23 protein-coding genes and 1 riboswitch are annotated in these 26991 nt (G+C 53.2%); of the genes, 18 read left to right on the top strand and 5 right to left on the bottom strand.

The window, feature by feature from the left end; translation table 11 throughout:
• The first annotated feature begins 44 nt into the window (after nt 1-44).
• Nucleotides 45-3746 carry a methionine synthase gene (gene metH, locus GW591_RS15475; RefSeq protein ID WP_121019639.1) on the top strand — a complete coding sequence of 1234 codons (3702 nt, stop codon included), beginning with the start codon at nt 45-47 and terminating at the stop codon, nt 3744-3746.
• A 149-nt stretch (nt 3747-3895) separates the two neighbouring features.
• On the opposite strand, the gene GW591_RS15470 is transcribed toward metH, so the two are convergent.
• On the bottom strand, nt 3896-4606 hold the full coding sequence (locus GW591_RS15470; RefSeq protein ID WP_153376136.1) for a UTRA domain-containing protein: 711 nt from the start codon (nt 4604-4606) through the stop codon (nt 3896-3898).
• Between the two features lie 204 nt (nt 4607-4810).
• Here GW591_RS15470 and GW591_RS15465 point away from each other — a divergent pair, with 204 nt between their 5' ends.
• From GW591_RS15465 to GW591_RS15435, 7 genes are all read left to right on the top strand, one after another.
• Nucleotides 4811-5869 carry an ABC transporter substrate-binding protein gene (locus GW591_RS15465; RefSeq protein WP_013577385.1) on the top strand — a complete coding sequence of 353 codons (1059 nt, stop codon included), beginning with the start codon at nt 4811-4813 and terminating at the stop codon, nt 5867-5869.
• Nucleotides 5870-5950: 81 nt separating this feature from the next.
• Complete coding sequence (locus tag GW591_RS15460) at nt 5951-6748, top strand: alkaline phosphatase family protein (protein WP_013577384.1); 798 nt, start codon at nt 5951-5953, stop codon at nt 6746-6748.
• Between the two features lie 26 nt (nt 6749-6774).
• A complete protein-coding gene (locus GW591_RS15455; protein WP_037034946.1) occupies nt 6775-7617 on the top strand; it encodes an ABC transporter permease in 843 nt (280 codons plus the stop codon).
• Nucleotides 7618-7639: 22 nt separating this feature from the next.
• Nucleotides 7640-8425 carry an ABC transporter permease gene (locus GW591_RS15450; protein WP_013577382.1) on the top strand — a complete coding sequence of 262 codons (786 nt, stop codon included), beginning with the start codon at nt 7640-7642 and terminating at the stop codon, nt 8423-8425.
• Nucleotides 8426-8427: 2 nt separating this feature from the next.
• Entirely contained in the window at nt 8428-9420 is a 993-nt protein-coding gene (locus GW591_RS15445) for an ABC transporter ATP-binding protein (protein ID WP_013577381.1), read from the top strand.
• A complete protein-coding gene (locus GW591_RS15440; protein ID WP_112197686.1) occupies nt 9417-10073 on the top strand; it encodes an HAD family hydrolase in 657 nt (218 codons plus the stop codon). The genes GW591_RS15445 and GW591_RS15440 overlap by 4 nt, the downstream gene beginning before the upstream one ends.
• 15 nt (nt 10074-10088) lie before the next feature.
• Complete coding sequence (locus GW591_RS15435; protein WP_013577379.1) at nt 10089-11741, top strand: Na/Pi cotransporter family protein; 1653 nt, start codon at nt 10089-10091, stop codon at nt 11739-11741.
• Between the two features lie 65 nt (nt 11742-11806).
• Here the strand turns inward: GW591_RS15435 and panS are convergent, their stop codons facing one another.
• Nucleotides 11807-12724, bottom strand: a complete 918-nt coding sequence (gene panS, locus GW591_RS15430; RefSeq protein ID WP_013577378.1) for a ketopantoate/pantoate/pantothenate transporter PanS — start codon at nt 12722-12724, stop codon at nt 11807-11809.
• A gap of 90 nt (nt 12725-12814) precedes the next feature.
• On the bottom strand, nt 12815-14203 hold the full coding sequence (gene lysC, locus GW591_RS15425) for a lysine-sensitive aspartokinase 3 (protein WP_013577377.1): 1389 nt from the start codon (nt 14201-14203) through the stop codon (nt 12815-12817).
• A 106-nt stretch (nt 14204-14309) separates the two neighbouring features.
• Nucleotides 14310-14499, bottom strand: a riboswitch (Lysine riboswitch).
• Between the two features lie 228 nt (nt 14500-14727).
• Here lysC and pgi point away from each other — a divergent pair.
• The 4 genes from pgi (at nt 14728) to ubiA (ending at nt 18570) form a co-directional block, all read left to right on the top strand.
• On the top strand, nt 14728-16374 hold the full coding sequence (gene pgi / locus GW591_RS15420) for a glucose-6-phosphate isomerase (RefSeq protein WP_013577376.1): 1647 nt from the start codon (nt 14728-14730) through the stop codon (nt 16372-16374).
• A 251-nt stretch (nt 16375-16625) separates the two neighbouring features.
• Complete coding sequence (gene psiE / locus GW591_RS15415) at nt 16626-17033, top strand: phosphate-starvation-inducible protein PsiE (RefSeq protein WP_013577375.1); 408 nt, start codon at nt 16626-16628, stop codon at nt 17031-17033.
• An 89-nt stretch (nt 17034-17122) separates the two neighbouring features.
• Nucleotides 17123-17662, top strand: coding sequence for a chorismate lyase (gene ubiC, locus GW591_RS15410; protein ID WP_121019641.1), 540 nt, complete (start codon nt 17123-17125; stop codon nt 17660-17662).
• Between the two features lie 41 nt (nt 17663-17703).
• Nucleotides 17704-18570 carry a 4-hydroxybenzoate octaprenyltransferase gene (gene ubiA / locus GW591_RS15405; RefSeq protein WP_041673175.1) on the top strand — a complete coding sequence of 289 codons (867 nt, stop codon included), beginning with the start codon at nt 17704-17706 and terminating at the stop codon, nt 18568-18570.
• A gap of 97 nt (nt 18571-18667) precedes the next feature.
• Here the strand turns inward: ubiA and plsB are convergent, their stop codons facing one another.
• The gene (gene plsB, locus GW591_RS15400) at nt 18668-21151 is read right to left on the bottom strand and encodes a glycerol-3-phosphate 1-O-acyltransferase PlsB (RefSeq protein WP_013577372.1); all 2484 of its coding nucleotides are present in this window, start codon (nt 21149-21151) and stop codon (nt 18668-18670) included.
• 117 nt (nt 21152-21268) lie between these two features.
• Between plsB and GW591_RS15395 the strand changes: the two genes are divergently transcribed.
• The 4 genes from GW591_RS15395 to GW591_RS15380 all read left to right on the top strand — a co-directional run bounded on the left by GW591_RS15395 (nt 21269) and on the right by GW591_RS15380 (nt 24426).
• Nucleotides 21269-21637, top strand: coding sequence for a diacylglycerol kinase (locus tag GW591_RS15395; protein WP_013577371.1), 369 nt, complete (start codon nt 21269-21271; stop codon nt 21635-21637).
• A gap of 119 nt (nt 21638-21756) precedes the next feature.
• The gene (lexA, locus tag GW591_RS15390) at nt 21757-22365 is read left to right on the top strand and encodes a transcriptional repressor LexA (RefSeq protein ID WP_166860930.1); all 609 of its coding nucleotides are present in this window, start codon (nt 21757-21759) and stop codon (nt 22363-22365) included.
• 297 nt (nt 22366-22662) lie between these two features.
• Nucleotides 22663-24027, top strand: a complete 1365-nt coding sequence (gene dinF, locus GW591_RS15385) for an MATE family efflux transporter DinF (RefSeq protein ID WP_119262160.1) — start codon at nt 22663-22665, stop codon at nt 24025-24027.
• 189 nt (nt 24028-24216) lie between these two features.
• A complete protein-coding gene (locus GW591_RS15380; protein ID WP_013577368.1) occupies nt 24217-24426 on the top strand; it encodes a CsbD family protein in 210 nt (69 codons plus the stop codon).
• A 158-nt stretch (nt 24427-24584) separates the two neighbouring features.
• Here the strand turns inward: GW591_RS15380 and zur are convergent, their stop codons facing one another.
• Nucleotides 24585-25094, bottom strand: a complete 510-nt coding sequence (gene zur / locus GW591_RS15375; protein ID WP_037035116.1) for a zinc uptake transcriptional repressor Zur — start codon at nt 25092-25094, stop codon at nt 24585-24587.
• A 262-nt stretch (nt 25095-25356) separates the two neighbouring features.
• On the opposite strand from zur, the gene dusA reads away from it, so the two are divergent.
• Entirely contained in the window at nt 25357-26364 is a 1008-nt protein-coding gene (dusA, locus tag GW591_RS15370) for a tRNA dihydrouridine(20/20a) synthase DusA (RefSeq protein ID WP_121019643.1), read from the top strand.
• Nucleotides 26365-26556: 192 nt separating this feature from the next.
• Nucleotides 26557-26793, top strand: a complete 237-nt coding sequence (gene pspG, locus GW591_RS15365) for an envelope stress response protein PspG (RefSeq protein ID WP_013577365.1) — start codon at nt 26557-26559, stop codon at nt 26791-26793.
• Nucleotides 26794-26991 lie beyond the last annotated feature (198 nt).

Genomic DNA, 26991 nt, shown 5'->3' with positions numbered 1-26991 from the left:
CATGATTTCCGGCGCATGAATGAACAATTTGCCGGGTGTGCGTGATGGGTGATGAGGTGAAAGTGACTAATCGAGTTGAGGCGCTACATAAGCAGCTGGCACAGCGCATTTTGGTTCTGGATGGCGGCATGGGCACCATGATCCAAAGCTATCGTCTGGAAGAAGAAGATTACCGTGGTGAGCGTTTTGCTGACTGGGAAAGCGATCTTAAAGGCAATAATGATCTTCTGGTGCTCTCCAAACCCGACGTGATCGTCGAGATCCATAACGGTTATCTTGCTGCTGGTGCAGATATCCTCGAAACCAACACCTTCAACTCCACCACGATTGCAATGGCTGACTACCATATGGAATCGCTGTCGGCTGAAATTAACTATGAAGCTGCGCGGCTGGCGCGTCAATGTGCCGATGCGTGGACCGCCCGTACGCCGGATAAACCGCGTTATGTTGCCGGGGTTTTAGGCCCGACCAACCGGACGGCGTCGATTTCCCCGGATGTTAACGATCCCGCATTTCGTAACGTATCTTTCGATCAGCTGGTTGAAGCCTACCGCGAATCCACCCGGGCACTGATCGAAGGCGGTGCCGATCTGATCATGATCGAAACCGTATTTGACACTCTCAACGCCAAAGCCGCGACGTTCGCAGTAGAAAGTGAATTCGAAGCAATGGGCATCGTATTGCCTGTCATGGTTTCCGGCACGATTACTGATGCTTCCGGCCGCACCTTATCTGGCCAGACAACCGAAGCTTTTTATAACTCGCTGCGTCACGTTAAACCGCTCACCTTTGGCCTTAACTGCGCGCTGGGGCCGGATGAGTTACGTCAGTATGTCGCTGAGTTATCTCGTATTGCAGAATGTTATGTTACCGCGCACCCGAACGCCGGTTTACCTAATGCTTTCGGTGAATACGATCTCGAAGCCAAAGAAATGGCTGAGCATATTGCCGAATGGGCACGCTCGGGCTTTCTGAACATTGTCGGTGGCTGCTGTGGTACCACGCCTGCGCATATCGCGGCGATGGTGAAAGCCGTGGAAGGCGTACCGCCCCGCGCTTTACCGACCATTCCTGTTGCCTGTCGTCTGGCAGGGCTGGAACCGCTGACCATCGATCCACAGACGCTGTTTGTGAACGTCGGTGAACGTACTAATGTGACCGGTTCTGCTCGTTTCAAGCGACTGATTAAAGAAGAAAAGTATGCGGAAGCGCTGGCTGTAGCCCGTCAGCAGGTAGAAAGTGGCGCGCAAATCATCGATATCAACATGGATGAAGGGATGCTCGACGCCGAAGCGGCAATGGTGCGTTTCCTCAGCCTGATTGCCGGTGAACCGGATATCGCCCGTGTGCCGATCATGATCGACTCCTCCAAATGGGATGTTATCGAAAAAGGCCTGAAATGCATTCAGGGCAAGGGGATTGTTAACTCCATTTCCATGAAAGAAGGCGAAGAAGCCTTCCTGCACCACGCCCGTATGGTACGCCGGTACGGCGCGGCCGTTGTGGTCATGGCATTCGATGAAACCGGGCAGGCGGATACCCGCGCCCGCAAAATTGAAATCTGCCGCCGTGCCTACAAGCTGTTGACTGAAAAAGTCGGCTTCCCGCCGGAAGACATCATTTTTGACCCGAATATCTTTGCGGTGGCGACCGGCATTGACGAACACAACAACTACGCCGTCGATTTCATCGAAGCCTGCGCCGATATCAAAGCACAACTGCCGCATGCGCTGATTTCCGGCGGTGTTTCCAATGTTTCATTCTCTTTCCGCGGTAACGAACCGGTACGTGAAGCCATTCATGCCGTCTTCCTGTATCACGCCATCCGCAACGGTATGGATATGGGCATCGTCAACGCCGGTCAGTTGGCGATTTATGATGATTTACCGGCTGAACTGCGCGACGCCGTCGAAGATGTGATCCTCAACCGCCGCGATGATGGTACTGAGCGCCTGCTTGAACTGGCTGAAAAATACCGTGGCAGCAAGGACGATGGAGAAGCGAATAAGCAGCAGGCGGAATGGCGCAGTTGGGACGTGAAAAAACGCCTCGAATACTCGCTGGTGAAAGGCATTACCGAATTTATCGAACTGGATACCGAAGAGTGCCGTCAGCTGGCCGCGCGTCCTATCGAAGTGATCGAAGGCCCGCTGATGGACGGTATGAACGTCGTCGGCGACCTGTTTGGTGCCGGTAAAATGTTCCTGCCGCAAGTGGTGAAATCCGCGCGCGTGATGAAACAGGCCGTGGCCTATCTGGAGCCATACATTGAAGCCAGCAAGGAAAAGGGCCAGACCAACGGCAAAATCCTGCTGGCCACGGTCAAAGGCGATGTCCATGACATCGGTAAAAACATCGTTGGCGTGGTGCTGCAATGTAATAACTACGAGATTATCGATCTCGGTGTAATGGTGCCGACGGACAAAATCCTGAAAACCGCCATCGAAGAAAACGTCGATATCATCGGGCTTTCCGGGCTGATTACGCCGTCACTCGATGAAATGGTCAACGTCGCGAAAGAAATGGAGCGGCGTGGTTTTACCATGCCGTTGCTGATTGGCGGCGCAACCACATCGAAAGCGCACACTGCGGTGAAAATCGAAAAAAATTACAGTGGTGTGACCTGCTACGTGCAAAACGCCTCGCGTTCTGTCGGCGTGGTGTCTGCGTTGCTGTCAAAAGATCAGCGGGACGCGTTTATCGAACGTACACGTAAAGAGTACGACACTGTACGTATCCAGCATGGTCGTAAAAAGCCGCGCACGCCGCCAGTGAGTCTTGAAGTGGCCCGCGACAACGCTACTTTTATCGATTGGGAAGCTTACACGCCACCAGTGGCCCATCGTCTTGGCATCCAGAAAGTCGAAGCCAGCATTGAAACACTGCGCAATTACATCGACTGGACGCCGTTCTTCATGACCTGGTCGCTGGCAGGTAAATATCCGCGCATTCTTGAAGATGAAGTTGTCGGCGAAGAAGCGAAACGCCTGTTCAAAGATGCCAATGACCTGCTCGATAAACTTTGCGCTGAGAAATTGCTCAACCCACGCGGCGTCGTCGGCCTCTTCCCGGCAAACCGCAAAGGCGATGACATCGAAATCTACAGCGATGAACGCCGCGAAGACGTGCTGGTGGTCAGCCATCATCTGCGTCAGCAAACGGAAAAAACCGATTTCGCCAACTATTGCCTGGCTGACTTTGTCGCACCGAAATCCAGCGGCAAGAAAGATTACATGGGGGCATTTGCTGTAACCGGCGGGCTGGAGGAGGATGCGCTGGCCGAGGCGTATGACAAACAGCATGATGATTACAATAAAATCATGATCAAGGCGCTGGCTGACCGTCTGGCAGAAGCGTTTGCGGAATACCTGCATGAGAAAGTGCGCAAGGTGTATTGGGGTTTTGCCGCCAACGAGAATCTGAGCAACGAAGAGCTGATCCGCGAGAATTATCAGGGAATACGTCCGGCGCCCGGTTACCCGGCCTGTCCTGAACACACTGAAAAGGGGCAAATCTGGAAGCTGCTGGATGTGGAAGCCAATACCGGTATGCAACTGACCGAATCCTTTGCGATGTGGCCGGGTGCTGCGGTGTCAGGCTGGTATTTCAGCCACCCTGACAGCAAATACTTCGCCGTGGCACAGATCCAGCGTGATCAGGTCGAAGATTACGCGGTACGTAAAAATATGCCAGTCGCCGAAGTGGAGCGCTGGCTGGCGCCGAACTTAGGTTACGACGCCGACTAATACCCGTCATCCTTCAAGTTGACTCTGCGTTGGCTGCCATCACGAACCCCAGTCACTTACTTCAGTAAGCTCCTGGGGTTCATTCAGTTGCCGCCTTAATTCATCTCGAATGATTTAGGGTATCCCATCGGTGTTTTTTTCCACTTAAATCAACTCACTTCCACATCAATGTGCAGCGCGTCATAGCGCCAGTATTCTAAATCGCAGTCGATGACCCGGTCATGCTGGTCACGGTTGGTCCGCGTAATAAACAACGCCGGGCTACCGGGAGCCACTTTCAGTGCATGTGACGCCTCTTCAGGCAGCAATGTCGGCACCATGTCGAAACGCACGCGTCCGTAATGGATGTCATAGCGGGATGCGTACAAATCAGTCAGCGATGTCGTGAGATCCGCGTCAAGAATGCCCTGAAAATACAGAGGATTAAGATAGTGCTCGACGTACAAAACCGGGCGGTTATCGATATAACGCAACCGCCGGATGCAAATGACCTCACTCTCTGACGGCAACAATAACTTCTGACACACCGTATCGCTGGCAATACAGTGCTTCGCATTAATCACTGTGGTCTTTGCGCTGCGCCCCTGATCTTTCGCCATTGCGTGAAAGTGACTTCTTTGCAGCGGGTTGTAGACAATGCGTGGCGGGGAAACAAACCAGCCCCGGCGTACTTCCCGGTAAATCAGACCCTGGGCCTCAAGCTGGCTCAATGCTTCCCGTAATGTAATACGGGTAGTGGAAAACTGTTCACTCAACGTGCGCTCAGAAGGCAGCCTTCCCTCGGCAGAAAATGCCCCGGCCGCAATACTTTCGCTTAATGCCTTGCAGATAACGGCAAGGGTAGTCTGCGATTCACTCATCGGTCAGCAAGCCTCATTTCAGTGCGTTTTTGCACCAATCTGAACTTTCATCGTGTAAATAATGTGCGCTTGTTAACAGCGATAAGCTTAAAACTGCTGCTTTTTCGCGCTGACATATAATTATCACAATTGAGCGTTAGATTGGCTTGGTTCTTGCTGGACTAGACCAGCACTTCACACACACTACCATCCGGAGCATCCGTTATGAAACAGTTGTTCGCTTCTGTGTTAACCAGCGCGCTTGTCCTCTCCGCTTCATCGGCATTTGCCGCTGAACCTCCTGCTGCACTCCTGAAAGCGGCACAAGCCGAAGGAACGGTAAACAGTGTCGGTATGCCTGATGACTGGGCGAACTGGAAAGGAACCTGGAGTGATCTGAGCACCAAGTATGGCCTGAAACATAGCGATACCGATATGAGTTCGGCACAGGAGATCGCGAAATTCCTGGCAGAAAAAGACAATGCCAGTGCTGATATTGGCGACGTGGGTGCAGCTTTTGGACCCGTTGCCGTGCAAAAAGGCGTGACTCAGCCCTATAAACCAACCACCTGGGATCAGGTACCAGACTGGGCAAAAGATAAAGAGGGTATGTGGGCACTTGCTTATACCGGCACTATCGCCTTCATCATTGATAAATCGCAGGTGAAAGATGAGCCACACAGCTGGGCTGATCTGCTAAACAGCAAATACAAAGTGACTATCGGTGACGTGAGCACCGCAGCGCAGGCCGCAAATGGCGTGCTGGCGGCAACTTACGCGATGGGCGGCAATGAAAAGGACCTGAAACCAGGTCTGGAATATTTTGGCAAACTGGCGAAAGCAGGGCGTCTGAGCCTGACTAACCCGGTCATCGCGTCTCTGGAAAAAGGTGAAGTGCAGGTTGGCGTAGTCTGGGACTTCAACGGTCTGAGCTATCGCGACAAAATCGACAAAACCCGCTTCGACGTGGTGATCCCATCTGATGGCACTATCACGTCCGGTTACACCACGATCATCAACAAATTCGCCAAACATCCGAACGCCGCCAAACTGGCGCGTGAATACATCTTCTCTGATGCCGGTCAGATCAATCTGGCACAAGGCTATGCCCGTCCAATCCGTGCCGATCACATCACGCTGCCAGACGATGCAAAAGCCAAACTGTTGCCTTCCAGCGAATACAAAAATGCGCACCCGATTGCAGATCCGGCTGCCTGGGATAAGAGCGCGAAAACCTTGCCGCGTCTGTGGCAGGAAAACGTCATGATCAACATGCAGCAGTAATTGATTAAAAAATAAGAAAAACCGGACAGCGAAAGCATTGGTTAATAACAACACCTGTAAGAAATGAAAGGTATACATGGTATGAAGAGCATTCTGGTAGTACTCGACGGGCTGAATTATCAGGTCGGCCGCGACGCAATGGGTTATCTGCAAGCCCAGTGTGCCGCAGGACGCGGCCGCTTGTATCAACTGGAATGCGAATTGCCTTCGCTGTCCCGGCCACTTTATGAATGCATTCTCACCGGTATCACGCCGGTGGTGAGTGGCATTGTTCACAACCACGTTGACCGGTTATCGACTCAACGTAGTATTTTCCACTATGCCCGCGACGCTGGCCTGACGACGGCTGCTGCGGCTTATCACTGGGTCAGCGAGCTGTATAACCGCACGCCGTTTGACCCGCCGCGTGACCGCCACACCAGCGATGACTCGCTGACTATCCAGCACGGCCATTTTTATTACGATGATAGTTACCCTGATTCGCATCTGTTCGATGACGCCGAAAGCCTGCGTCGTCGTCATGATCCCGACTTCCTGCTGATCCACCCGATGAACATTGATGATGCCGGGCATAAATTTGGCCTGTCGACGCCCCAATACCGCAACAAAGCACGCACCGCAGACGGCATCCTGTCGCGCTATCTGGGCGACTGGCTGGACGCCGGTTATCAGGTGATCGTGACTGCGGATCACGGTATGAATGATGACCGCAGCCACGGCGGTATTTTGCCGGAGGAGCGTCAGGTGCCGCTGTTCGTCTTCGGCAGTGCGTTCAGCTTCAAAGAGGCCGCACCGTTGCAGACGGAGTTATGCGGAACTGTTTGTCAGATCCTCAATATTGCCCACGACAAGCCACATTGCGCGGCATTACTGGCCTGAATCCCGTCACTTTTAGAGGATACCCGATGAAAGCTAAGTGGATTGCGGCGTTGTTTATGCTGCCGTTTCTGGTGTTTTTCATCGCTTTTCAGCTGGCGCCGCTGACATGGATTGCGGTGAGCAGCTTTTACAGCGAAACCTATGAAGCCTGGGGACTGGGCAATTACACCGACATTCTGACATCACCGTTCTATTTACAGGCTATGCGTTTCTCACTGGATATTTCCATCTGGTCGAGTTTATACGGTTTGCTTATTGCGTTAGTGGGTAGTTACTCACTTCGCCAGCTTGGCCCGACAAAGCTGCACGACTTTGTGATGTCGTTTACTAACATGACCAGCAACTTTGCGGGCGTACCGCTGGCCTTCGCCTTCGTTATCCTGCTTGGCCTGAATGGTTGTCTGACGCTGCTGCTGAAAAAATATGGCCTGATGGAACACTTCGACCTCTATTCAAAAGACGGCCTGATTGTGCTCTATACCTATTTCCAGATCCCGCTCGGCGTGTTGCTGATGTATCCGGCATTTGATGCGTTACGGGAGGACTGGCGCGAGTCAGCGGCCTTGCTGGGCGCGGGACGCTGGCGTTACTGGCGTCATATCGGTATTCCGGTACTGTTCCCGGCCTTGCTCGGCACCTTCGTTATTTTGCTCGCCAATGCCCTTGGCGCGTATGCCACGGTGTATGCGCTGACCACCGGTAACTTTAACGTGGTGCCGGTGCGTATCGCGGCGTTGGTCTCGGGGGATATTTCTCTCGATCCGAATATGGGCAGCGCGCTGGCGATGTTGCTGGTGGTGCTGATGGCCTTTATCACGCTGATCCATCAGTGGTTATTGCGTAAAAGTTATCTCAGTCAGCGCAGCTGACGGGCAGAAAAAGGAACGTAAGATGTCGCGGTCTGAAGCAATTTACCACCGTGTGGTGATCTGGATTTTACTGATTGTCCTGATGTTGCCGCTGCTGGCGACGCTGGTCTATGCGCTGGTGCTGGAATGGGGGGCGACCATTTTACCGAGCGGCTTTACGCTGAAATGGCTGGTGGAACTGTGGAGCGATCCGCGCTTCCTGATTGCGCTCTGGCATTCGCTGCTGGTGTGTTTCGGCACACTTTTTCTGTCGCTGGTGCTGATCCTGCCACTAATGTTTGTGATTGCTTACTATTTCCCTAAGCTCGATGCACTGATGAACATCCTGATCCTGCTGCCGTTCGCCGTGCCGCCGGTGGTGTCATCGGTGGGCCTGATGCAACTCTATTCCGCTGAACCGCTGGCGCTCACCGGTACGCCGTGGATCCTGATTGGCTGTTACTTCACCATCGCGCTGCCGTTTATCTATCGCGCTATTTCTAACAACATGCAGGCGATCAACCTGCGTGACCTGATGGATGCTGCACATCTGCTCGGTGCCAGCACCTGGAAAGCGGCGCTGCTGGTGGTTTTGCCTAACTTACGCAAAGGCGGAATGATTGCCGTCCTGCTGTCGTTTTCCTTCCTGATCGGGGAGTTTGTGTTCGCCAATCTGCTGGCGGGCAGCCGTTATGAAACGGTTCAGGTTTACCTCTATAACATGCGTAATGGCAGCGGCCATTTTACCAGCGCATTGGTCATCTCCTATTTCATGGTCGTCCTGATTTTCACCTGGGTGGCGAACATGCTGAACAAAGGAAAGAGCTGATTATGTCGTATTTGCAGGTTACTCAACTCAACAAGTCTTACGGTCCGACGCAGATTTTCAACAACATCGATTTCTCAGCAGAAGAGGGAGAATTCGTCACACTGCTGGGGCCAAGCGGCTGCGGAAAATCCACGCTGCTGCGCTGTCTGGCCGGTCTGACTTCCGTCGACAGCGGAAAAATTCTGATTCAGGGGCAGGATATTGTGCCGCTGCCGCCACAACAGCGCGGCATCGGCATGGTCTTCCAGAGCTATGCGCTGTTTCCTAATATGACGGTTGAAGCCAATGTCGCGTTCGGCCTGAAAATGCAAAAGATACCGGCTTCAGAGCTGCACCGGCGCGTCGGTGAAGTACTGGAACTGGTGGAAATGAACGATTACGCAAAACGTTATCCGCATCAGCTTTCCGGTGGTCAGTGTCAGCGTGTGGCACTGGCGCGTTCACTGGTTACGCAGCCGCGCCTGTTGCTGCTCGACGAACCCCTTTCCGCGCTCGATGCCCGTATCCGTAAGCATCTGCGTGAGCAAATCCGCCGTATTCAGCGTGAAATGAATCTGACGGCGATTTTCGTGACCCACGATCAGGAAGAAGCGCTGACCATGTCCGACCGGATTGTGCTGATGAACAAAGGGCAAATCGTCCAAAATGCCGATGCCGAAACCCTGTATACTGAACCGGTGGATGCGTTTGCTGCGGGCTTTATCGGCAGCTACAACCTGCTAAGCCCTGAACAGGCGATGGCGCTGACCGGCATAACTTACACGGGCCGTGTCGCCATCCGTCCGGAGTCGGTCACAATATGCGAGCTGATTGAAGGTATTCCGGCTAAAATTATCAGCCACAGTCTGCTTGGCAACGTCGTGCGTTATCGCGTTTTAGCACACGGAGTTGAGCTTTCTGTGGATGTCTTAAACCGTTCTGTGGCCTCACTTCGCGCCGATGGCAGCGATATTGGTCTACAGTTAGATCTTGTTACGTTACGGGAAGTTGCATGAAACTGGCGCTGTTTGATCTCGATGAAACCCTGATTAGCGGCGACTGTTCGAGTTTGTGGTCAGCCTACATGGTGGCAAATGGCTGGGTGGCCGATGAGCAGGCTTTTCTGCAACAAGATGCCGCGCTGATGCAGCAATATGCTATCGGTCAGATGGATATGCAGGAGTACATGCGTTGTACTTTGGTGCCGCTGTCCGGCCGCAGTCAACGTGATGTCGCGGCGATGGTCGCGAATTATATTCAGGATGTGATTGCCCCGCGTGTTTACACGCAGGCGCGTGAGTGTCTGGCTGCTCACCGTGCACAGGGCGACCGGACGGTAATTATTTCCGCGTCCGGTGAACATCTGGTGCAGCCGATTGCCCGTTTTCTCGGTGTTGATGAAACGCTGGCGATTGGTGTTGAAATGAAAGACGGGCGTTTTACCGGCGCCACACGAGGGACGATGACCTATCGCGAGGGAAAAGTCTCGCGGTTGCTGGAGCTCATCAATCAGGACGCATCCCTTTTGCAATCAGCCAGTTTTTATTCTGATTCCCATAATGATCTGCCGTTGCTGACCCGCGTGGGCCAGCCGGTGGCGGTGAATCCAGACGCTATCCTGCTCCAGCACGCCCGGCAGGCAGGATGGCCGGTCTATGCCTGGCGTTAATGGAGCTGTTCTTTCGTGTTAACCCTTTTGCATTTGTTGTCTGCTATTTCTCTGCTCGTATGGGGTACGCACATCGTGCGTACCGGCATCATGCGTGTCTTTGGCGCCAATCTGCGCCGTGTTCTGAGTAACAGTGTCGAGAAAAAACCGCTGGCGTTTGTGGCGGGCATTGGCGTTACTGCGCTGGTGCAAAGCAGTAATGCTACCGCGCTGCTGGTCACGTCGTTTGTATCGCAGGGGCTGGTAGCCCTGGCTCCGGCACTGGTGATTATTCTCGGTGCAGATGTCGGGACCGCCGTGATGGCGCGTATCCTGACCTTCGATCTCTCCTGGCTTTCTCCGCTGCTGATTTTCGTCGGTGTCGCGTTCTTCCTCAGCCGTAAACAGACCCGCGCGGGGCAAATGGGCCGTGTCGGTATCGGGCTGGGGCTGATTTTACTGGCGCTGGAGCTGATTGTGGGCGCCGCGACGCCGATCATGCAGGCCTCCGGCGTTAAAGTTTTATTCTCGTCCCTGACCGGTGATGTGCTGCTCGATGCCCTGACCGGCGCAGTGTTTGCCATCATCAGTTATTCCAGTCTGGCGGCGGTGTTGCTGACGGCAACCCTTGCCGCGACCGGCGTGATTTCGCTTAAAGTGTCACTTTGTCTGGTCATCGGTGCCAACCTCGGCAGCGGGCTGCTGGCGATGATTAACGCCAGTAAAATGAATGCCGCCGGTCGCCGCGTGGCGCTCGGCAGTACGCTGTTTAAACTGATTGGTTTGGTGATTGTGCTGCCGTTTGTCGGACTGTTGTCGACGCAACTGGCGCGGCTTGGCATTCCGGATGAAGAACTGGTGATCTACTTCCACATGTTCTACAACCTGATCCGTTGTCTGGCGATGGTGCCGCTGACGGCGCCGATGGCGAAGGTTTGCGAGATGATGATTGCCGATGTGCCTGAAGATGATCCCCGTCTGCGTCCGCGCCATCTGGATGTCAGCGCAATTGATACCCCGACGCTGGCGCTGGCCAATGCCGCCCGTGAAACCTTGCGCATGGGCGACGTGGTCGAACATATGCTGATCCTCAACCGGGAAGTGATGCACGGTAAACTGGCACAGGATCGCGAAGTGCGGCGTCTCGACGATGACGTTGATGTGCTCTATACCGCCATCAAGCTGTATCTGGCGCAAATCAACAAGGAAGGACTTGGCGAAGATGATTCCCGCCGCTGGGCTGAAATCATCGAAATGGCGCTGAACCTCGAACAGGCCGGTGACATTATCGAGCGCATGACCGGCGATATCACCGCCAAATCCCACGCTACCCGACGCGCGTTCTCGCCGGAAGGACTGGTGGAGCTGGATGCCTTACATGAGAAATTGCAGGATAACCTGCGCCTGAGTCTGGGCGTTTTCCTGTCGAACGATCTGACCAGTGCGCGCCGTCTGCGCCGCTCCAAACACCGTTTCCGCATTCTCGACCGCCGTTATGCGCATGCGCACGTCGATCGCCTGCATCAGCATAATGTGCAGAGTATCGAAACCAGCTCGCTGCACCTCGGGTTGCTGGGGGATATGAAACGTCTGAACTCACTGTTCTGTGCAGTGGCCTATAACGTGCTGGATCAGGATGAGCAGGAAGATGAGCAGCGCGAACCGAATGATGATGTGCAACGGGTGTAGGACGAATCAAAACGGGCGCTGAGGAAGGCGCCCGTTTCTTTTTCATCTTCTTTTTCGTCTGGAAATCAGTCTTTTTTGACCGGCTTACCGGACCAGTAACCGGCCAGCAAAGAACCTGACAGATTGTGCCATACCGAGAACAATGCGCCCGGCAGTGCGGCCAGCGGGGTGAAATAGATTTTCCCCAGCGTCGCCGCTAAACCTGAGTTCTGCATCCCGACTTCCATCGCCAGCGTGCGGCAGGTGGTTTCGTCAAAGCCAAACAGTTTCCCGCCCCAGTAACCGCTCAGTAAGCCTATGCCGTTGTGCAGAATAACCGCCACAATCACGATCAATCCCACCGAACCGATAAAGCCCTGACTGCCCGCCACGACGGCGCTGATAATGGCGACAATGCATGCCATTGAGAAAAGCGGCAGCAGCGGTTCGATACGTTTCACGGTTTTCGTGAACAGATGATGAATAATCAGACCGGCTAAAATCGGGATGACGACGATCTGCAAAATGCTTAACAGCATGCCTTCCACATCCACTTTAATGTGCGTATCGACATACAGACGCGTCAGCAGTGGCGTGGCGAAAACCCCCACCAGCGTGGAAACTGCTGAAATCGTCACGGAAAGCGCGACATCTCCTTTCGCAAGATAAATCATCACGTTAGAGGCTGTACCGCTGGCAACGCTGCCCACCAGAATCATTCCCGCCGATAAATCTGCCGGCATATGGAACAGTTTTGCCAGCACCCACGCCGCCAGCGGCATGATCAGATAATGCAGGAACGTGGCGGCAGCAACCGGGCCAGGTCGGGAAAGCACGCGTTTGAAATCACCGAATTCGAGAGTGACACCCATCGCGAACATAATCAGCATCAGCAGGGTAGAAACATGCGGGCCGATCGGCGTGAACGTACCGGGCGAGTAATAGGCCGCGACGGATAACAGCACGGCCCACAACGGGAACAGGCGGGTTATTTTGGCTAACATTGAGGTGATCCTTGTCTTTGTTGTTTGCAAAAGTACAGACAAAAAAAGACCGGGCACATGGCCCGGTCTTCTCACATACCGCGCCCGTCATTATTCGAACAGGTTGCGGTGTAGAGTTTTAACGACCTGATCGGCATCGTTGCCCGGCACCAGGAAGCACAGGTTGTAGCTGCTTGCGCCGTAGCAAATCATGCGGATATTGAACGGGTCCAGCACGCCGAACACTTCTTTGCCGACGCCACAGGCCTGGGACAGTTTGTTGCCGATAATCGCAATCAGCGCCAGATTTTCTTCCACTTCCACGCGGCACAGTGAGGATAATTCTGTCAGCAGTGAGGTGGTCAGCAGGCTGTCGCCTGAGGATGTGGAACCGGTGGTATCCAGCGTCAGCGCGACGCTGACTTCGGATGTGGTGATCAGATCCACAGAGATACTGTGGCGTGCCAGAATGCCAAACACTTCGGCGAGGAAACCGCGTGAATGGAGCATGCTCAGGCTGTGCAGCGTGACCAGCGTTTGTCTGCGGCGCAGGGCTATCGCGCGGAACAGCGGCGGATTATCGCTGGTATCACACACTAAGGTGCCGCCGCCTGACGGGTCTTTGCTCGAGCCTACAAACACCGGGATACCGCGACGCACCGCGGGCAGCAGAGTGGCTGGATGCAGAACTTTGGCACCAAATGTCGCCATTTCAGCGGCTTCTTCAAACGCAATGCGGTCAATACGTTTTGCCGCCGGCACCAGACGCGGGTCGGTGGTATAAATCCCCGGGACGTCAGTCCAGATATCCACACGGGAAACGCTCAGCGCTTCACCCAACAATGCGGCGGTGTAATCGCTGCCGCCACGGCCAAGCGTCGTGGTGCGGCCTTTGCCTTCTGAGCCGATAAAACCTTGTGTGATTACCAGGGCGTCCTGCAAGCGCGGTTGTAGCTGCTGAACGGTTAACTCGCTTAATACCTGCGTATCCGGCTCCGCGCGCCCAAAGCGATCGTTGGTACGCATGATTTTACGTACGTCGAACCATTCCACTGGCACGTTGCGCTGGCGGATGATTTCAACAAACAGCAGGGTGGACATCAGTTCGCCATGGCTCACCAGTTCGTCGGTCAGCGCGGTAGAGGTCGCAAGGCTCGCCGCTTCTGACAGCATGGCGATATTTTCCAGCATGCGGCCGATTTCTTCGCGGATCACGGTGGGATTATCGAGGCGATCGATAATGGCGCTCTGGATGCGGCGAATTTCATCAAGCAGGAACACCCGGCGTTCGGTTTCTTTACCTTCTGCCAGCTCAACTAATAAATTGGTGACGCCCGCAGAGGCGGAGAGAACAACCAGACGCACTTCAGGGCGCGACAGCACGATATCCGCGCTGCGGTTCATTGCGTCGAAATCCGCCACGCTGGTACCGCCGAATTTGGCGACGATGACATTGCCCAAAGGCTGCTGGCTGGCGTTGCGGGATACTGCGTGATTCATGTAAAACCTCGTGTCCGGGTCGCCATATCATGACGGCCATCGATTCCATAAGAATTGGCACAAAGGGAAGAGCGGGAAACGGGAGCAGGCGTAGAGATACTACGATACACCCAGAAGCGCCCCACCTAGCCGACACCCTGTTGGGTGTTCCGGTGACAACCCAGGGGATTCAGCCCCTGTAGTCGATCATTTGCCTGCCGCGGGCTTATGATCTCGGCGCCGCTCCCCCTGATGTATCTTCGTAGGATTTCGGCTCCTCCGATACACTGCCTGGGCGACGCGCCTCTTCTGGCTCGCGCATCGAGCGCGCGAGTTAGGCGCTTAGGAATAGCCGTTTATCGCCCGTCTGTCAACGGTCAGGCAATGCATGCGCCACATTTTGAGCGATTCTCATCTAATATTGTTCTCTGTCATTGTGATTAAGCAGATCTAACCTATCGCAAGAAAAGGCATCTCTTCCCGGGAACTTCAGGCTACAATCGGGACAGTTACCTCATATTTATTCTCAGCCTAAGAGCATTGCTATGAAAAATATCAATCCAACTCAGACCGCTGCCTGGCAAGCCCTGCAGCAGCATTTCGACAAGATGAAAGATGTGCAGATTAGCCATCTGTTTGCTGAAGATGGTGATCGTTTCTCCAAATTCTCTGCCACGTTTGAAGACCAGATGCTGGTCGATTTCTCCAAAAACCGCATCACCGCAGAGACGCTGGATAAGCTGCAGGCGCTGGCGAAAGAGACTGACCTTCAGGGCGCAATCAAATCGATGTTCTCTGGCGAGAAGATCAACCGCACCGAAGACCGTGCTGTTCTGCACGTTGCACTGCGTAACCGCAGCAACACGCCAATCGTCGTGGACGGCAAAGATGTGATGCCGGAAGTGAATGCAGTTCTGGCGAAAATCAAAGGCTTCACCGAACGTGTTATCGGTGGCGAATGGAAAGGTTATACCGGCAAAGCCATCACCGACGTGGTGAACATCGGTATCGGCGGTTCAGACCTCGGTCCGTTCATGGTCACTGAAGCGCTGCGTCCGTACAAAAACCACCTGAATATGCATTTCGTCTCCAACGTTGACGGCACGCATATCGCTGAAACGCTGAAAGATTTGTCTCCGGAAACCACGCTGTTCCTGGTTGCATCAAAAACCTTCACCACGCAGGAAACCATGACCAACGCCCACAGCGCGCGTGACTGGTTCCTGAAAACCGCTGGCGATAACCAACACGTGGCGAAACACTTCGCGGCGCTGTCCACCAACGGTAAAGCGGTGAGCGAGTTTGGTATCGACACCGACAACATGTTCGAATTCTGGGACTGGGTCGGTGGCCGTTACTCTCTGTGGTCCGCAATCGGTCTGTCTATCGCGCTGTCTGTAGGTTTCGATAACTTCGAACAACTGCTGAGCGGTGCGCACGCGATGGATAAACACTTCGCGAATACGCCGGCTGAGAAAAACCTGCCGGTACTGCTGGCGCTGATCGGCATCTGGTACAACGATTTCTACGGCACCGAAACCGAAGCTATCCTGCCATACGACCAGTACATGCACCGTTTTGCCGCTTACTTCCAGCAAGGCAACATGGAATCTAACGGTAAGTTCGTTGACCGTAACGGCAACCCGGTGGATTACCAGACTGGCCCGATCATCTGGGGCGAACCGGGCACTAACGGTCAGCACGCGTTCTATCAGCTGATTCACCAGGGGACTAAAATCATCCCTTGTGACTTCATCGCACCGGCCATCAGCCATAACCCGCTGAGCGATCACCACGCGAAACTGTTGTCTAACTTCTTCGCCCAGACCGAAGCGCTGGCATTCGGTAAATCTCTGGATGTTGTCGAGAAAGAATTCGCCGATCAGGGTAAAAAACCAGAAGACGTTAAACACGTTGCGCCGTTCAAAGTGTTCGAAGGGAACCGTCCGACCAACTCCATCCTGCTGCGTGAAATCACGCCTTATAGCCTGGGTGCGTTGATCGCAATGTATGAACACAAAATCTTCACCCAGGGCGTGATCCTGAACATCTACACCTTCGACCAATGGGGCGTAGAACTGGGCAAACAGCTGGCAAACCGTATCCTGCCAGAACTGGAAGGTAGCTCAGAAGTGACAGGCCACGACAGTTCCACGAACGGTTTAATTAACCGCTTCAAAAACTGGCGCTAATCCCTCGTCATCCTTCAGACTGTTTCAGCGTTGGCTGCGTGAACTCACCCCGGTCACTTACTTATGTAAGCTCCCGGGGCTTCGTTCCCTTGCCGCCTTGATCCAGCCCGAATGATTTAGAGGGACAGGTCGAAATATTTCTCAATAAAAGGGTTAGCCTTCACCGGCTGGCCCTTTTTTAATGGCGCTTTTCCTGTGCTGACTCTGTGGTATTCTGCGGGGATTAATAACAAAAGTGGGATGTAGATCACATGGCAGGATCAAAACGGGCATTGATGATATCCGTCATTATGCAGCGAATTTTGAACGTATTCTTATTAGGACTGGCCGCGATCCTGATGATTTTTATCGGGCGCGAAACCTATCATTTAGCAATGGTGTTGTTCGTGAATAACGATCAGTCTTCGTCATATCTGCTCATTGAAGGGATTGTAATTTACTTCCTCTATTTTGAGTTTATTGCCCTGATTATTAAATATTTTTCGTCGGGCTATCATTTCCCGTTACGCTATTTTATTTACATCGGCATCACCGCGATTATCCGCCTGATCATCGTCGACCACAAAAGTCCTTATGACACATTGGTTTACGCCTGCGCGATCCTTGTGCTGGTCGTGACACTGTTTCTTGCCAATAGCGAACGTCTGCGCCGCGAATAAATCAGGCAATTACTGCCTCGCATTGATGCGCTAGAATGCGAGGCAGATAATTCATTGGAGGTATGAATGCCTTCATTACGGAGCCGTTGATGTCTGATCCCCATTCCCCCGAACCATCCCCGATCCACTGGTTTGACGACCCTTCGCAGGTGCCTGCGGATGTGGCTGACTGGCTGATGGAAATGGGGTCCATGACCCGCCGGTTTGAAAAGCAGGGTGTTACCGTCACCGTGAAACCGCAAAATGAATGTTTTGTCAGTCGCGAAGAACTGGGTGAAAGCGAAGCACAGCAGTTGCCGGAAAGTGCCCGTTACTGGATCCGCGAAATCGTGCTGTTTGGCGATGCCGAACCCTGGCTGCTGGGGCGCACGGTCATTCCTGAAGAAACGCTGACCGGGCCGGATCTGGCGCTGGTCGATTTAGGCACGGTGCCGCTGGGGCGCTATCTGTTTAGCGGGAACAACTTGTCCCGCGATTACATTCATTTAGGCCAGTTACACAGTGAGCAGGGAGAATTATGGGCGCGCCGTTCCCGCCTGCGTTTGTCTGATAAGCCGTTGCTGCTGACCGAAATTTTCCTCCCGGATTCGCCGGTTCACCGCCCTGAGGGTAAAGTGAGCAAGGTATGAGTCAGACTAATCAACAAGGAGAACAGAGAGTGTCAGGAAGTATGACGCAGGGCACATGGCGTGATTACTGCCGCCTGATGCGCATTGATAAGCCGATTGGCTCACTGCTGCTGTTGTGGCCAACGTTATGGGCACTGTGGGTCGCGGGGGGGGGAATGCCGTCTGCGAAGATTTTGCTGGTCTTCGTGCTGGGCGTTTTCTTCATGCGTGCCGCCGGTTGCGTGGTGAATGACTACGCTGACCGTAAGTTTGATGGTCACGTAAAACGCACCGCTCACCGGCCATTGCCGAGCGGGGCGATCACCGGCAAGCAGGCGAAAATATTATTCGCCGGACTGGTGCTGGTGTCATTCCTGCTGGTTCTGCTGCTTAACCGCATGACCATTTGGCTGTCTCTGGCCGGACTGGCGCTGGCATGGATTTATCCGTTCATGAAGCGCGTCAGCCATCTGCCGCAGGTGGTTTTGGGCGCGGCGTTTGGCTGGGCAATTCCGATGGCGTATGCCGCTGTGAGCGAAAGTGTGCCGCTTAGCTGCTGGTTAATGTTCGTGGCAAATATCTGCTGGACGGTGGCTTACGATACGCAATACGCGATGGTCGATCGTGACGATGATTTGAAGATCGGCGTGAAATCGACAGCGATTCTGTTTGGTCGTTTTGACACGCTGATCATCGGCCTTCTGCAACTGGCAACGCTGATCCTGATGGGGATTGTTGGTTATCTTTCCCAGCTCAGCGCACCGTTTTACTGGTCGTTGCTGCTGGCTGCTGCGCTGTTTGTGCATCAGCAAAAGCTGATTGCTAAACGTGAACGTGATGCCTGTTTCCTGGCTTTCCGCCAGAACAATTATGTCGGGCTGGTGTTGTTCCTCGGTATTCTGATGAGCCTGTCAGGCTTCAATTTCTAAGTAAGTTAGCCTGCGCGACAACAATTAAAAACGCCCGGACTCTGTAAAAAGTCCGGGCGTTTTGTTTTTTTAATCTGATGTCTGGCGCTAATACGGGTTAATGATCGGTATCGCGTACATCCATCTTCGGTTCAGCCGGTGGCTCCGTTGCTTGCGGCAGCTCAGAAGGCATTCCCGCACTCTCGATAGTTAGCTTGATATCCGGTGTCATCAGGTCGCTGAGCATGAGGTAAATCTCACGCGTTTGTTCCTGAATGGCATCGCCGGTGTCACTGATATAGCCTTCTGCGCGCAGTGTGCCGACCAGCGTCGAGAACACAGCTTTATCGAAGAATTCAGGGGCATTGATACCGTGCAGCACGGATAAACGCTGCGCCATAATCCGGCTCTCTTTTTCCAGTGCACCGCGGTTGATGCTTGGGTTATTGGTGAGCAGGGAGAAGGTAATCGCGTAACGTTGCAGCGTTTCACGTACGCCAGCCGCCAGCAACTGGAGGGTGCGGATACGGGCCGGATTAAGTGTCAGCTCATCATCTTCAAGGTGAATGATTTGCTGACGCGCCAGTTCCAGCGTCAGAACATCCAGCACTTGTGGCAGCTCAGGCGTATCGAAATGCATAAACAGTTCGGCTTTGAGCATCGGATAAATCAGTTCGACCTGATGCAGTAATTCCGCGCGGCTGACCTGGCGGTGGTGCATCACAATGCTTGAAATCAGTGATGGCAACACCAGCATATGATGGATGTTGTTGCGGTAATACGTCATCAGCACGGCCTGTTCGCGAGGCAGAACGATGATGTCGCCAATGTTGTCTTTCTCAACCTGGAACTTATTCATGTTCAGCGCGTGATCAAGCAACTGGTCAGCGGTCAGATCAGGCACCGTCGAATCCGCGTTGTAAGGCACGTTACGCAGCAATTGCAGATAACAGTCGATTTGCTCGGTCAGCTGTTCGCGTGTCAGTGAACGCTGACGGGAGGCCAGCAGCGCGGTACAACACAAGTTCATGGCATTGGCTGCCGCTGAATTGTTGATGCGCACCATGATCTGTTCTGCCAAATCCTGCACTGTCGGCGTCAGCCAGCTTGGACGTTGTGCTTCGATCGGGTCGATGGCTTCACGCCAGGTTGGCACGTTCTGGTTCAGGTAAGTGGTCAGATGCAACGGCTCACCGAAGTTCACGTAACCCTGGCCGAGGTTACGCAGCTTGCGCAGCCCGTTAAGCATTTGCGTCAGGCTTTCTTTCTCTTTGGTCGCACCGCGTAATTCTTTCGCGTACGTACCCACTTCCATGACGTGCTCATAACCGATGTAAATCGGTACCAGCGTAATCGGACGTGAACCGCCGCGCAGCATGGCCTGAATGGTCATGGCCAGCGTGCCCGTTTTCGGCTCCAGCAGACGCCCGGTTCGCGAACGCCCCCCTTCCACAAAGTATTCCACCGAATAACCGCGGCTGAACAGTTCGCCCAGATATTCACGGAAAACCGTCGAATAGAGCTTGTTGCCTTTAAAGGTTCGACGAATAAAGAACGCACCCAGACGGCGGAAAATCGGGCCAGCCGGCCAGAAATTCAGGTTGATACCGGCGGCAATATGCGGCGGTACCAGACCCTGATGATAGAGCACGTAAGACAGCAGCAGATAGTCCATGTGGCTGCGGTGGCAAGGCACATACACAATTTCCTGACCGTCCAGCGCTAACTGGCGTACACGCTCGGCATTATTAACGTTGATGCCTTTGTACAAACGGTTCCACGTCCAGCTCAGCACACGGTCAGAGAGGCGCACGGCTTCATAAGAGAAGTCAGCGGCAATCTCTTCCATCAGGGCGATGGCGTTTTGTTGGGCTTTTTCGTGGGAAATTTTCTTGCTGCGGGCTTCGTCTTCAATCGCTTTCTCAATGGCTTTTGAGGCCAGCAATTTATTGAATAAATCCTGACGTGCCGGAAGGCGCGGACCAACCGCAGCCAGACGCTGACGGGAGAAATGCATCCGCGCCACACGTGCCAGTTTTTGAGCAATCGTCTTATCTGTGCCGTGTTCCGTCGCCATATAACGCAGGGAAACGGTATTGGAGAAACGGACGAAACTGTCCCGCCCCAGCCACAGCACAGCGAAAAATTTCTGGATACCGTTCAGCACGCGCAGATGCGGCGTGTCGTCCTGACCTTCACGGCCCGGTGCACGACCAAACATTACCGACACCGGCAACATCTGAATGTCTAAATCCGGATTATTGCGGTGCAAATCAAGGTAGTCGTGGAACAGCTTTACGGATTCCTGCTTCGGCGTGTAATAAGAGAATACGCGCGGGCCTTCGGCTATAAAGACATGGCTTGGTAGCAGGGTGCCGTCAATTTCCAGCGGAATAAGAGGATCAGGCAGATTCTGCGCCAGACATTGCGCACGCAACGTCAGCAAATCGGCTTTGGAATTATAAGGTAATACGTACAAAATCGGCCGCGTCGGGTCTAAATGCAACTCGGTAACCGGATCTGAAGGTATGACCTTGCTCTTTACCAGCAATGAGAGTGGTAAATTCAATAATGTGTAATAAAGTCTACGCCAACCTGACATAAAAACGTGAAGCCTCTTGTTAGCAATTTCGCCGCAAGGATACCAGAAAGATCCGTGGAGATCTGTGGTCATATAAAAGCTAAAATGCTGCAAACACTCTAAGGATCAGTACCCGAAATGGCGAACCAAGTCACCGGATTTACCCGAATTTATAAAGCGGCCGGCTATTCCTGGAAAGGATTCAAAGCGGCATGGCAAAACGAAGCGGCATTTCGCCAGGAGGCCAGCGTCGCTATCCCGTTAATTTTGCTATCTTTCTGGCTTGATGTCAGCACCATTGAACGTATCCTGCTGGTGGGATCCGTCGTGCTGGTCTGTGTCACGGAGTTGCTCAACAGCGCGGTGGAATGTGCAATAGACCGCATCGGGCCTGAGTTTCATGTGCTTTCTGGTCGCGCAAAAGATATCGGCTCTGCTGCCGTACTTCTGACCATCATATTGGCGATTTTTGTCTGGGTCAGCATCTTTTGGTCGCGATGGTTCTGATTTGGAATCTGCATTCCAGGAATCAACGTTATGCCCTGTTTTTATTCAATCTTAGGTTTTCATTGACCGTTTAGCTGTATATACTCACAGCAAGACTGTATAAACAACCAGGGGGCGGAATGAAAGCTTTAACGACCAGACAACAAGAGGTCTACGACCTTATTCGCGATCATATCTCCACCACCGGTATGCCACCAACCCGCGCAGAGATTGCATCACGTCTGGGGTTCCGTTCTCCCAATGCGGCGGAAGAGCATCTTAAAGCGCTGGCGCGTAAAGGTGTTATTGAGATTGTTTCCGGTGCATCACGCGGCATTCGTCTGCTGATGGAAGAAGAAGAAGGTTTACCGCTGATTGGCCGCGTTGCCGCCGGTGAACCGCTGCTGGCGCAGCAACATATCGAAGGGCACTATCAGATCGATCCGGAAATGTTTAAGCCGAGCGCCGATTTCCTGCTGCGTGTCAGCGGTATGTCGATGCGTGATATTGGTATCCTTGACGGCGATCTGCTGGCCGTGCATAAAACGCAAGACGTGCGTAATGGTCAGGTTGTGGTGGCCCGTATCGATGATGAGGTCACCGTGAAACGCCTGAAAAAACAAGGCAGTGTGGTGCAGTTATTGCCTGAGAACAGCGAGTTTCAGCCGATCGTGGTGGATTTGCGCGAGCAGAATTTCAGCATTGAAGGCTTAGCCGTAGGTGTTATCCGCAACGGCGACTGGATCTGACCTTCGTACTTCGAGCTATCTCTGCGTTGGCTGCCTTCGCAACCCCGGTCACATACTTGTGTATGCTCCCGGCGTTCGCTTAGTTGCCGCCTTGATATAACGCGAATTACTCGGTCAGATATGACTAAGTCAGAAATTGCTGTGTCAGATAGACAAGACTAAAACTAATTGAATATGGATGGCGGCGGCCTCTGGCATCCATGTGAATTCAAAGAGAAATGCGTTTCTCTCATCATCGCCCCTTTCGGGGCGATGTCATTTACAGGCATAACCTGAACCTCCGGCATGAGATTCTCTATGCAACATCATTCCCTGCGACACACACTCAAAAACACCTTTTTAAGCCCTGCCGATAAAGCGCTCTGGATGCTGGCATTGCCGATGATTTTTTCCAATATCACGGTGCCACTCCTCGGCCTGGTGGATACCGCAGTGATCGGTCATCTCGACAGCCCGGATTATCTCGGCGGCGTGGCTGTGGGTTCGATGATCACCACTTTCCTTTTTATGCTCTTACTGTTTCTGCGGATGAGTACCACCGGCATGACCGCTCAGGCGCTGGGCGCGAAAGATAATCAGCTTCTGGCGCGTGCTTTTGTACAACCCTTCCTTCTGGCTGTACTGGCGGGCGTCATTATTGTGGTATTCCGTCATCCGCTGATGGAGCTGGCGTTTCACATTGTCGGCGGCAGCCAGCCCGTGCTTGAACAGGCGAGGCTGTTTATCGAAATCCGCTGGTTCAGCGCCCCGGCTTCACTGGCGAATCTGGTGATCCTCGGGTGGTTGCTCGGCATTCAGTACGTTCGCGGGCCGGTGATTTTGCTGATTGCCGGGAATTTGCTGAATATCATTCTGGATCTGTGGCTGGTGATCGGGCTGGGCTGGAACGTGCGTGGCGCAGCCATGGCGACGGCAAGCTCCGAGTATTTCACGCTACTCATCGGGCTGTATTTCGTCTGGCGGGTGATGAAACGACGCGGTATCACCGGCGCAGAAATCACCTCCGCGTGGCGTGGTAATTTGCGCCGTCTTCTCGGGCTTAACCGCGACATCATGCTGCGCTCATTACTGTTGCAGCTTTGCTTTGCATCGCTGACCGTTCTGGGCGCGCGGCTGGGCAGCCACATTGTGGCGGTCAACGCCGTGTTGATGAACCTGCTGACATTTACCGCGTTTGCACTTGACGGTTTTGCTTATGCTATCGAAGCGCATTCCGGTGAGGCATTCGGTGCCCGCAACCGCGAAAAACTGCTGAATGTCTGGCATGCCGCGTGTCGTCAGGCCGGGCTGGTTGCGCTGTTTTTTGCTCTGATTTACGCGCTGGCGGGTGGGGCGATCATTGATGCGCTGACATCATTACCGGAATTGCGTGAGCTGGCGGACCGATATCTTGGCTGGCAAATTATACTGCCGCTGGTGGCTGTCTGGTGCTATTTGCTTGATGGCATGTTTATCGGCGCAACGCGTGGGCGGGATATGCGAAACAGCATGCTGGTGGCGGCGCTGGGGTACGGGCTGACATTGTTCACTTTACCGCTGCTGGGCAATCATGCGTTGTGGCTGGCGCTGACGGTATTCCTCGGGTTACGCGGGATTTCACTGGGCTGGATATGGCGTCGTTACTGGCGGCATGACACATGGTTTTCGTCTCCGTCGCACTGATTTTTCAGCTATTTTCAAAGAAATAAGCGCAGCTTTGTCGTTATTTCATGCTTTAGATTAATCCTAATAGTGGTTTTTATCCCTGTTTAAGGAGGATTAATCGAGATTCTCTACTAACCTTTAAAGTGTTAAGGACGAGCTGCAAGACGAAATGCAGTTCATAAAACCCAAGGTAACAGGAGATATTTTATGAATAAGGACCAAGCCGACGGTAACTGGAAGCAGTTCAAAGGGAAAGTGAAAGAACAATGGGGCAAACTGACTGATGACGACCTGACAGTGGTTGAAGGTAAACGTGATCAGTTAGTCGGTAAAATTCAGGAGCGTTACGGCTATCAAAAAGATCAGGCCGAGAAAGAGCTCAATGAATGGGAAACCAAAAACAAATATCACTGGTAAGACGCGACTCCCCCTCGCGTGCCAGTGACGGATCCTGAGATTTAGCTGCTCCTACCCGGAACGCTTCAGGATACGGGTACACGGATGTACCCAACCTCTTCTCTGTACAAAACATCCTCCTCTTACGAGTCACCTTCAAAACCTTAAAACCCGATCATTCAGCGTTTTTTCACCACAATACTGTGGTCGTGATCGCAATGGTCATGGCTGTCGCAGGTTTCTACTACTTTGCATTCTGCACATAAGCCATGCGCTTCAACGACGGAATGGCGAAGCTCAAATCCGGATTCTAATGACAGTTTTGCCAGACGCTCTTCAATGCCGTCGGTGGTTTTTTCGGTAACTAACCCGCAGCGGTCGCAGATAAACAGCGCAGAAGTATGGCTCGGCTCTTCAAAATGATGGCAGAGAACATAGCTGTTTGCGGATTCAACACGGTGAATAAATCCCTGTTCCAGCAGAAAATCCAGCGCCCGGTAAACGGTCGGTGGTTTCGCCTGAGGTTCGCTTACGCGCAATAGATCCAGCAAGTCATAGGCGCTGATCGCACCGGGTTGTTGCGTCATCAGGCGCAGTACTTCCAGCCGCTGCGGCGTCAGGCGAACATTGCGCTGCTGGCAAAGTTCTTCAGCTTGTGAAAGTAATTTTTCCGGATTATTCAGGGTCATAGCAACGGTCTCTGAGCGCAGATTGGAATGAATAGGCCACATCATGCGACCACCGATGATTTTATCATGCTTGCACCAAAACGACGAATTATGCGCCATTCAGATGTGATGCAACGTCGGCATCCGCCTGCTCAGCGGCACAAGATGCCGAATCTTTGTTCTGTGGTATAATCAGCGATTACCTTCCCTCTGGCGCGAAGCGGGGGGAGCGTCACGAACCCCTTCAGCGAATGTCAGGCCGATGTCAGAAACTCAACACGTAATGCCCCAGACCACTCCCTTTTCCGCCCAGCGTTTTTCCGTTGCGCCGATGCTCGACTGGACCGATCGCCACTGCCGCCATTTTCACCGGCTGATGACCGGCCAGACGTTGCTGTATACCGAAATGGTCACGACCGGCGCCATTATTCACGGCAAAGGGGATTATCTCGGGTTTGGCGATGCAGAACATCCGGTGTCTTTGCAGCTTGGTGGCAGCAATCCGGCTGATCTGGCGCATTGCGCAAAACGGGCGGAAGAACGTGGTTATGACGAAATTAACCTCAACGTCGGTTGCCCGTCAGATCGCGTGCAGAACGGCATGTTTGGTGCCTGTCTGATGGGTCAGGCGTCGCTGGTGGCTGACTGCATCAAAGCCATGCGCGACGTAGTCTCAATTCCGGTCACGGTTAAAACGCGAATCGGTATTGACGATCAGGACAGCTACGAATTTCTGTGTGATTTCATCCGTCAGGTTTCAGAAAACGGCGGTTGCGATACCTTCATTATTCATGCGCGTAAAGCCTGGCTTTCGGGCCTCAGTCCGAAAGAAAATCGTGAAATTCCGCCGCTGGATTACCCGCGCGTATATCAGCTCAAGCGTGATTTCCCGCACCTGACCCTGGCAATTAACGGCGGTATCAAAACCCTCGAAGAAGCCAAAACGCACCTGCAATATATGGATGGCGTGATGGTGGGGCGTGAGGCTTACCAGAATCCGGGCCTGTTGCTGAATGTGGATCGCGAGCTGTTCGGCTCTGATGCGCCGCTGAAAACCGGGCCGGATATTATCCGCGCGCTGTATCCGTATATCGAAGCGGAACTGAGCAAAGGTACTTACCTCGGCCACATTACCCGCCATATTCTTGGTCTGTTCCAGGGGGTGCCGGGCGCGCGTCAGTTCCGTCGTCATCTGAGTGAGAATGCGCATAAAGCCGGCGCGGGCATTGATGTGGTCGAACAGGCGTTGCAGATGGTTGCTCAGCCGCAGGAAGTGGTGGCGCAGGCATAAAAACAGGGTGAGTAAAATCGCTATCTGTTAGTCAAATTTACTATCTTTTCGCAGGCCATTCGTGCCTGCGAATTATTTTTTCCTTATCATTCAATCAATTATTTATCCCATCACACTGGCATGTTTCTTGTAATGGTTAATGCGTGTTTGGACGCTACGTCTTATCGCACATGGCTTATTAAGGAGCACCTGATGCTGGAAATTCTCTTCGTGCTTGGTTTTTTCTTTATGCTGATGCTGACCGGCATTTCTTTACTGGGTATGGTTGCGGCGCTGGTCGTGGCATTTGCTCTGATGATGTTGGGTGGGTTTTTGGCGATTGTTGTAAAAATGTTGCCGTGGCTGCTTTTGGCCGTGCTTGCGGTCTGGATTTACCGGACATTTTTCCGGCCTGATGAGCCAAAATACCGTCGCCGTCGCTTGCCGTAATAACAGCTTCACTTTATCGGTTTTCGTAACTGCATGAAATAATGGGGATTGCTGACTGTGTTCTGAGCGCAAAAAAATGTAACCGTTGCAGTGATAACTTTTGCTTATGTGCTAGCGATCACAAGCTGGGTCAGAATGTGCGGTCAAAATGCATAAATCATATTTTTTAACATGGGTGACTGTTAGGATGGAATTCAT

This window comes from Rahnella aceris (assembly GCF_011684115.1).
In the GTDB taxonomy this organism is placed as follows: Bacteria; Pseudomonadota; Gammaproteobacteria; order Enterobacterales; family Enterobacteriaceae; genus Rahnella; species Rahnella aceris.
Note: the sequence above shows the minus strand (reverse complement) of the source record. Positions and strands in the feature narration are given on the sequence as shown.

Bases quoted from the DNA above. Each gene is read 5' to 3' on its own strand.
- metH (WP_121019639.1), top strand. From the start codon at position 45: ATGGGTGATGAGGTGAAAGTGACTAATCGAGTTGAGGCGCTACATAAG.
- GW591_RS15470 (WP_153376136.1), bottom strand. From the start codon at position 4,606: ATGAGTGAATCGCAGACTACCCTTGCCGTTATCTGCAAGGCATTAAGC.
- GW591_RS15465 (WP_013577385.1), top strand. From the start codon at position 4,811: ATGAAACAGTTGTTCGCTTCTGTGTTAACCAGCGCGCTTGTCCTCTCC.
- GW591_RS15460 (WP_013577384.1), top strand. From the start codon at position 5,951: ATGAAGAGCATTCTGGTAGTACTCGACGGGCTGAATTATCAGGTCGGC.
- GW591_RS15455 (WP_037034946.1), top strand. From the start codon at position 6,775: ATGAAAGCTAAGTGGATTGCGGCGTTGTTTATGCTGCCGTTTCTGGTG.
- GW591_RS15450 (WP_013577382.1), top strand. From the start codon at position 7,640: ATGTCGCGGTCTGAAGCAATTTACCACCGTGTGGTGATCTGGATTTTA.
- GW591_RS15445 (WP_013577381.1), top strand. From the start codon at position 8,428: ATGTCGTATTTGCAGGTTACTCAACTCAACAAGTCTTACGGTCCGACG.
- GW591_RS15440 (WP_112197686.1), top strand. From the start codon at position 9,417: ATGAAACTGGCGCTGTTTGATCTCGATGAAACCCTGATTAGCGGCGAC.
- panS (WP_013577378.1), bottom strand. From the start codon at position 12,724: ATGTTAGCCAAAATAACCCGCCTGTTCCCGTTGTGGGCCGTGCTGTTA.
- lysC (WP_013577377.1), bottom strand. From the start codon at position 14,203: ATGAATCACGCAGTATCCCGCAACGCCAGCCAGCAGCCTTTGGGCAAT.
- pgi (WP_013577376.1), top strand. From the start codon at position 14,728: ATGAAAAATATCAATCCAACTCAGACCGCTGCCTGGCAAGCCCTGCAG.
- psiE (WP_013577375.1), top strand. From the start codon at position 16,626: ATGGCAGGATCAAAACGGGCATTGATGATATCCGTCATTATGCAGCGA.
- ubiC (WP_121019641.1), top strand. From the start codon at position 17,123: ATGTCTGATCCCCATTCCCCCGAACCATCCCCGATCCACTGGTTTGAC.
- ubiA (WP_041673175.1), top strand. From the start codon at position 17,704: ATGACGCAGGGCACATGGCGTGATTACTGCCGCCTGATGCGCATTGAT.
- plsB (WP_013577372.1), bottom strand. From the start codon at position 21,151: ATGTCAGGTTGGCGTAGACTTTATTACACATTATTGAATTTACCACTC.
- GW591_RS15395 (WP_013577371.1), top strand. From the start codon at position 21,269: ATGGCGAACCAAGTCACCGGATTTACCCGAATTTATAAAGCGGCCGGC.
- lexA (WP_166860930.1), top strand. From the start codon at position 21,757: ATGAAAGCTTTAACGACCAGACAACAAGAGGTCTACGACCTTATTCGC.
- dinF (WP_119262160.1), top strand. From the start codon at position 22,663: ATGCAACATCATTCCCTGCGACACACACTCAAAAACACCTTTTTAAGC.
- GW591_RS15380 (WP_013577368.1), top strand. From the start codon at position 24,217: ATGAATAAGGACCAAGCCGACGGTAACTGGAAGCAGTTCAAAGGGAAA.
- zur (WP_037035116.1), bottom strand. From the start codon at position 25,094: ATGACCCTGAATAATCCGGAAAAATTACTTTCACAAGCTGAAGAACTT.
- dusA (WP_121019643.1), top strand. From the start codon at position 25,357: ATGCCCCAGACCACTCCCTTTTCCGCCCAGCGTTTTTCCGTTGCGCCG.
- pspG (WP_013577365.1), top strand. From the start codon at position 26,557: ATGCTGGAAATTCTCTTCGTGCTTGGTTTTTTCTTTATGCTGATGCTG.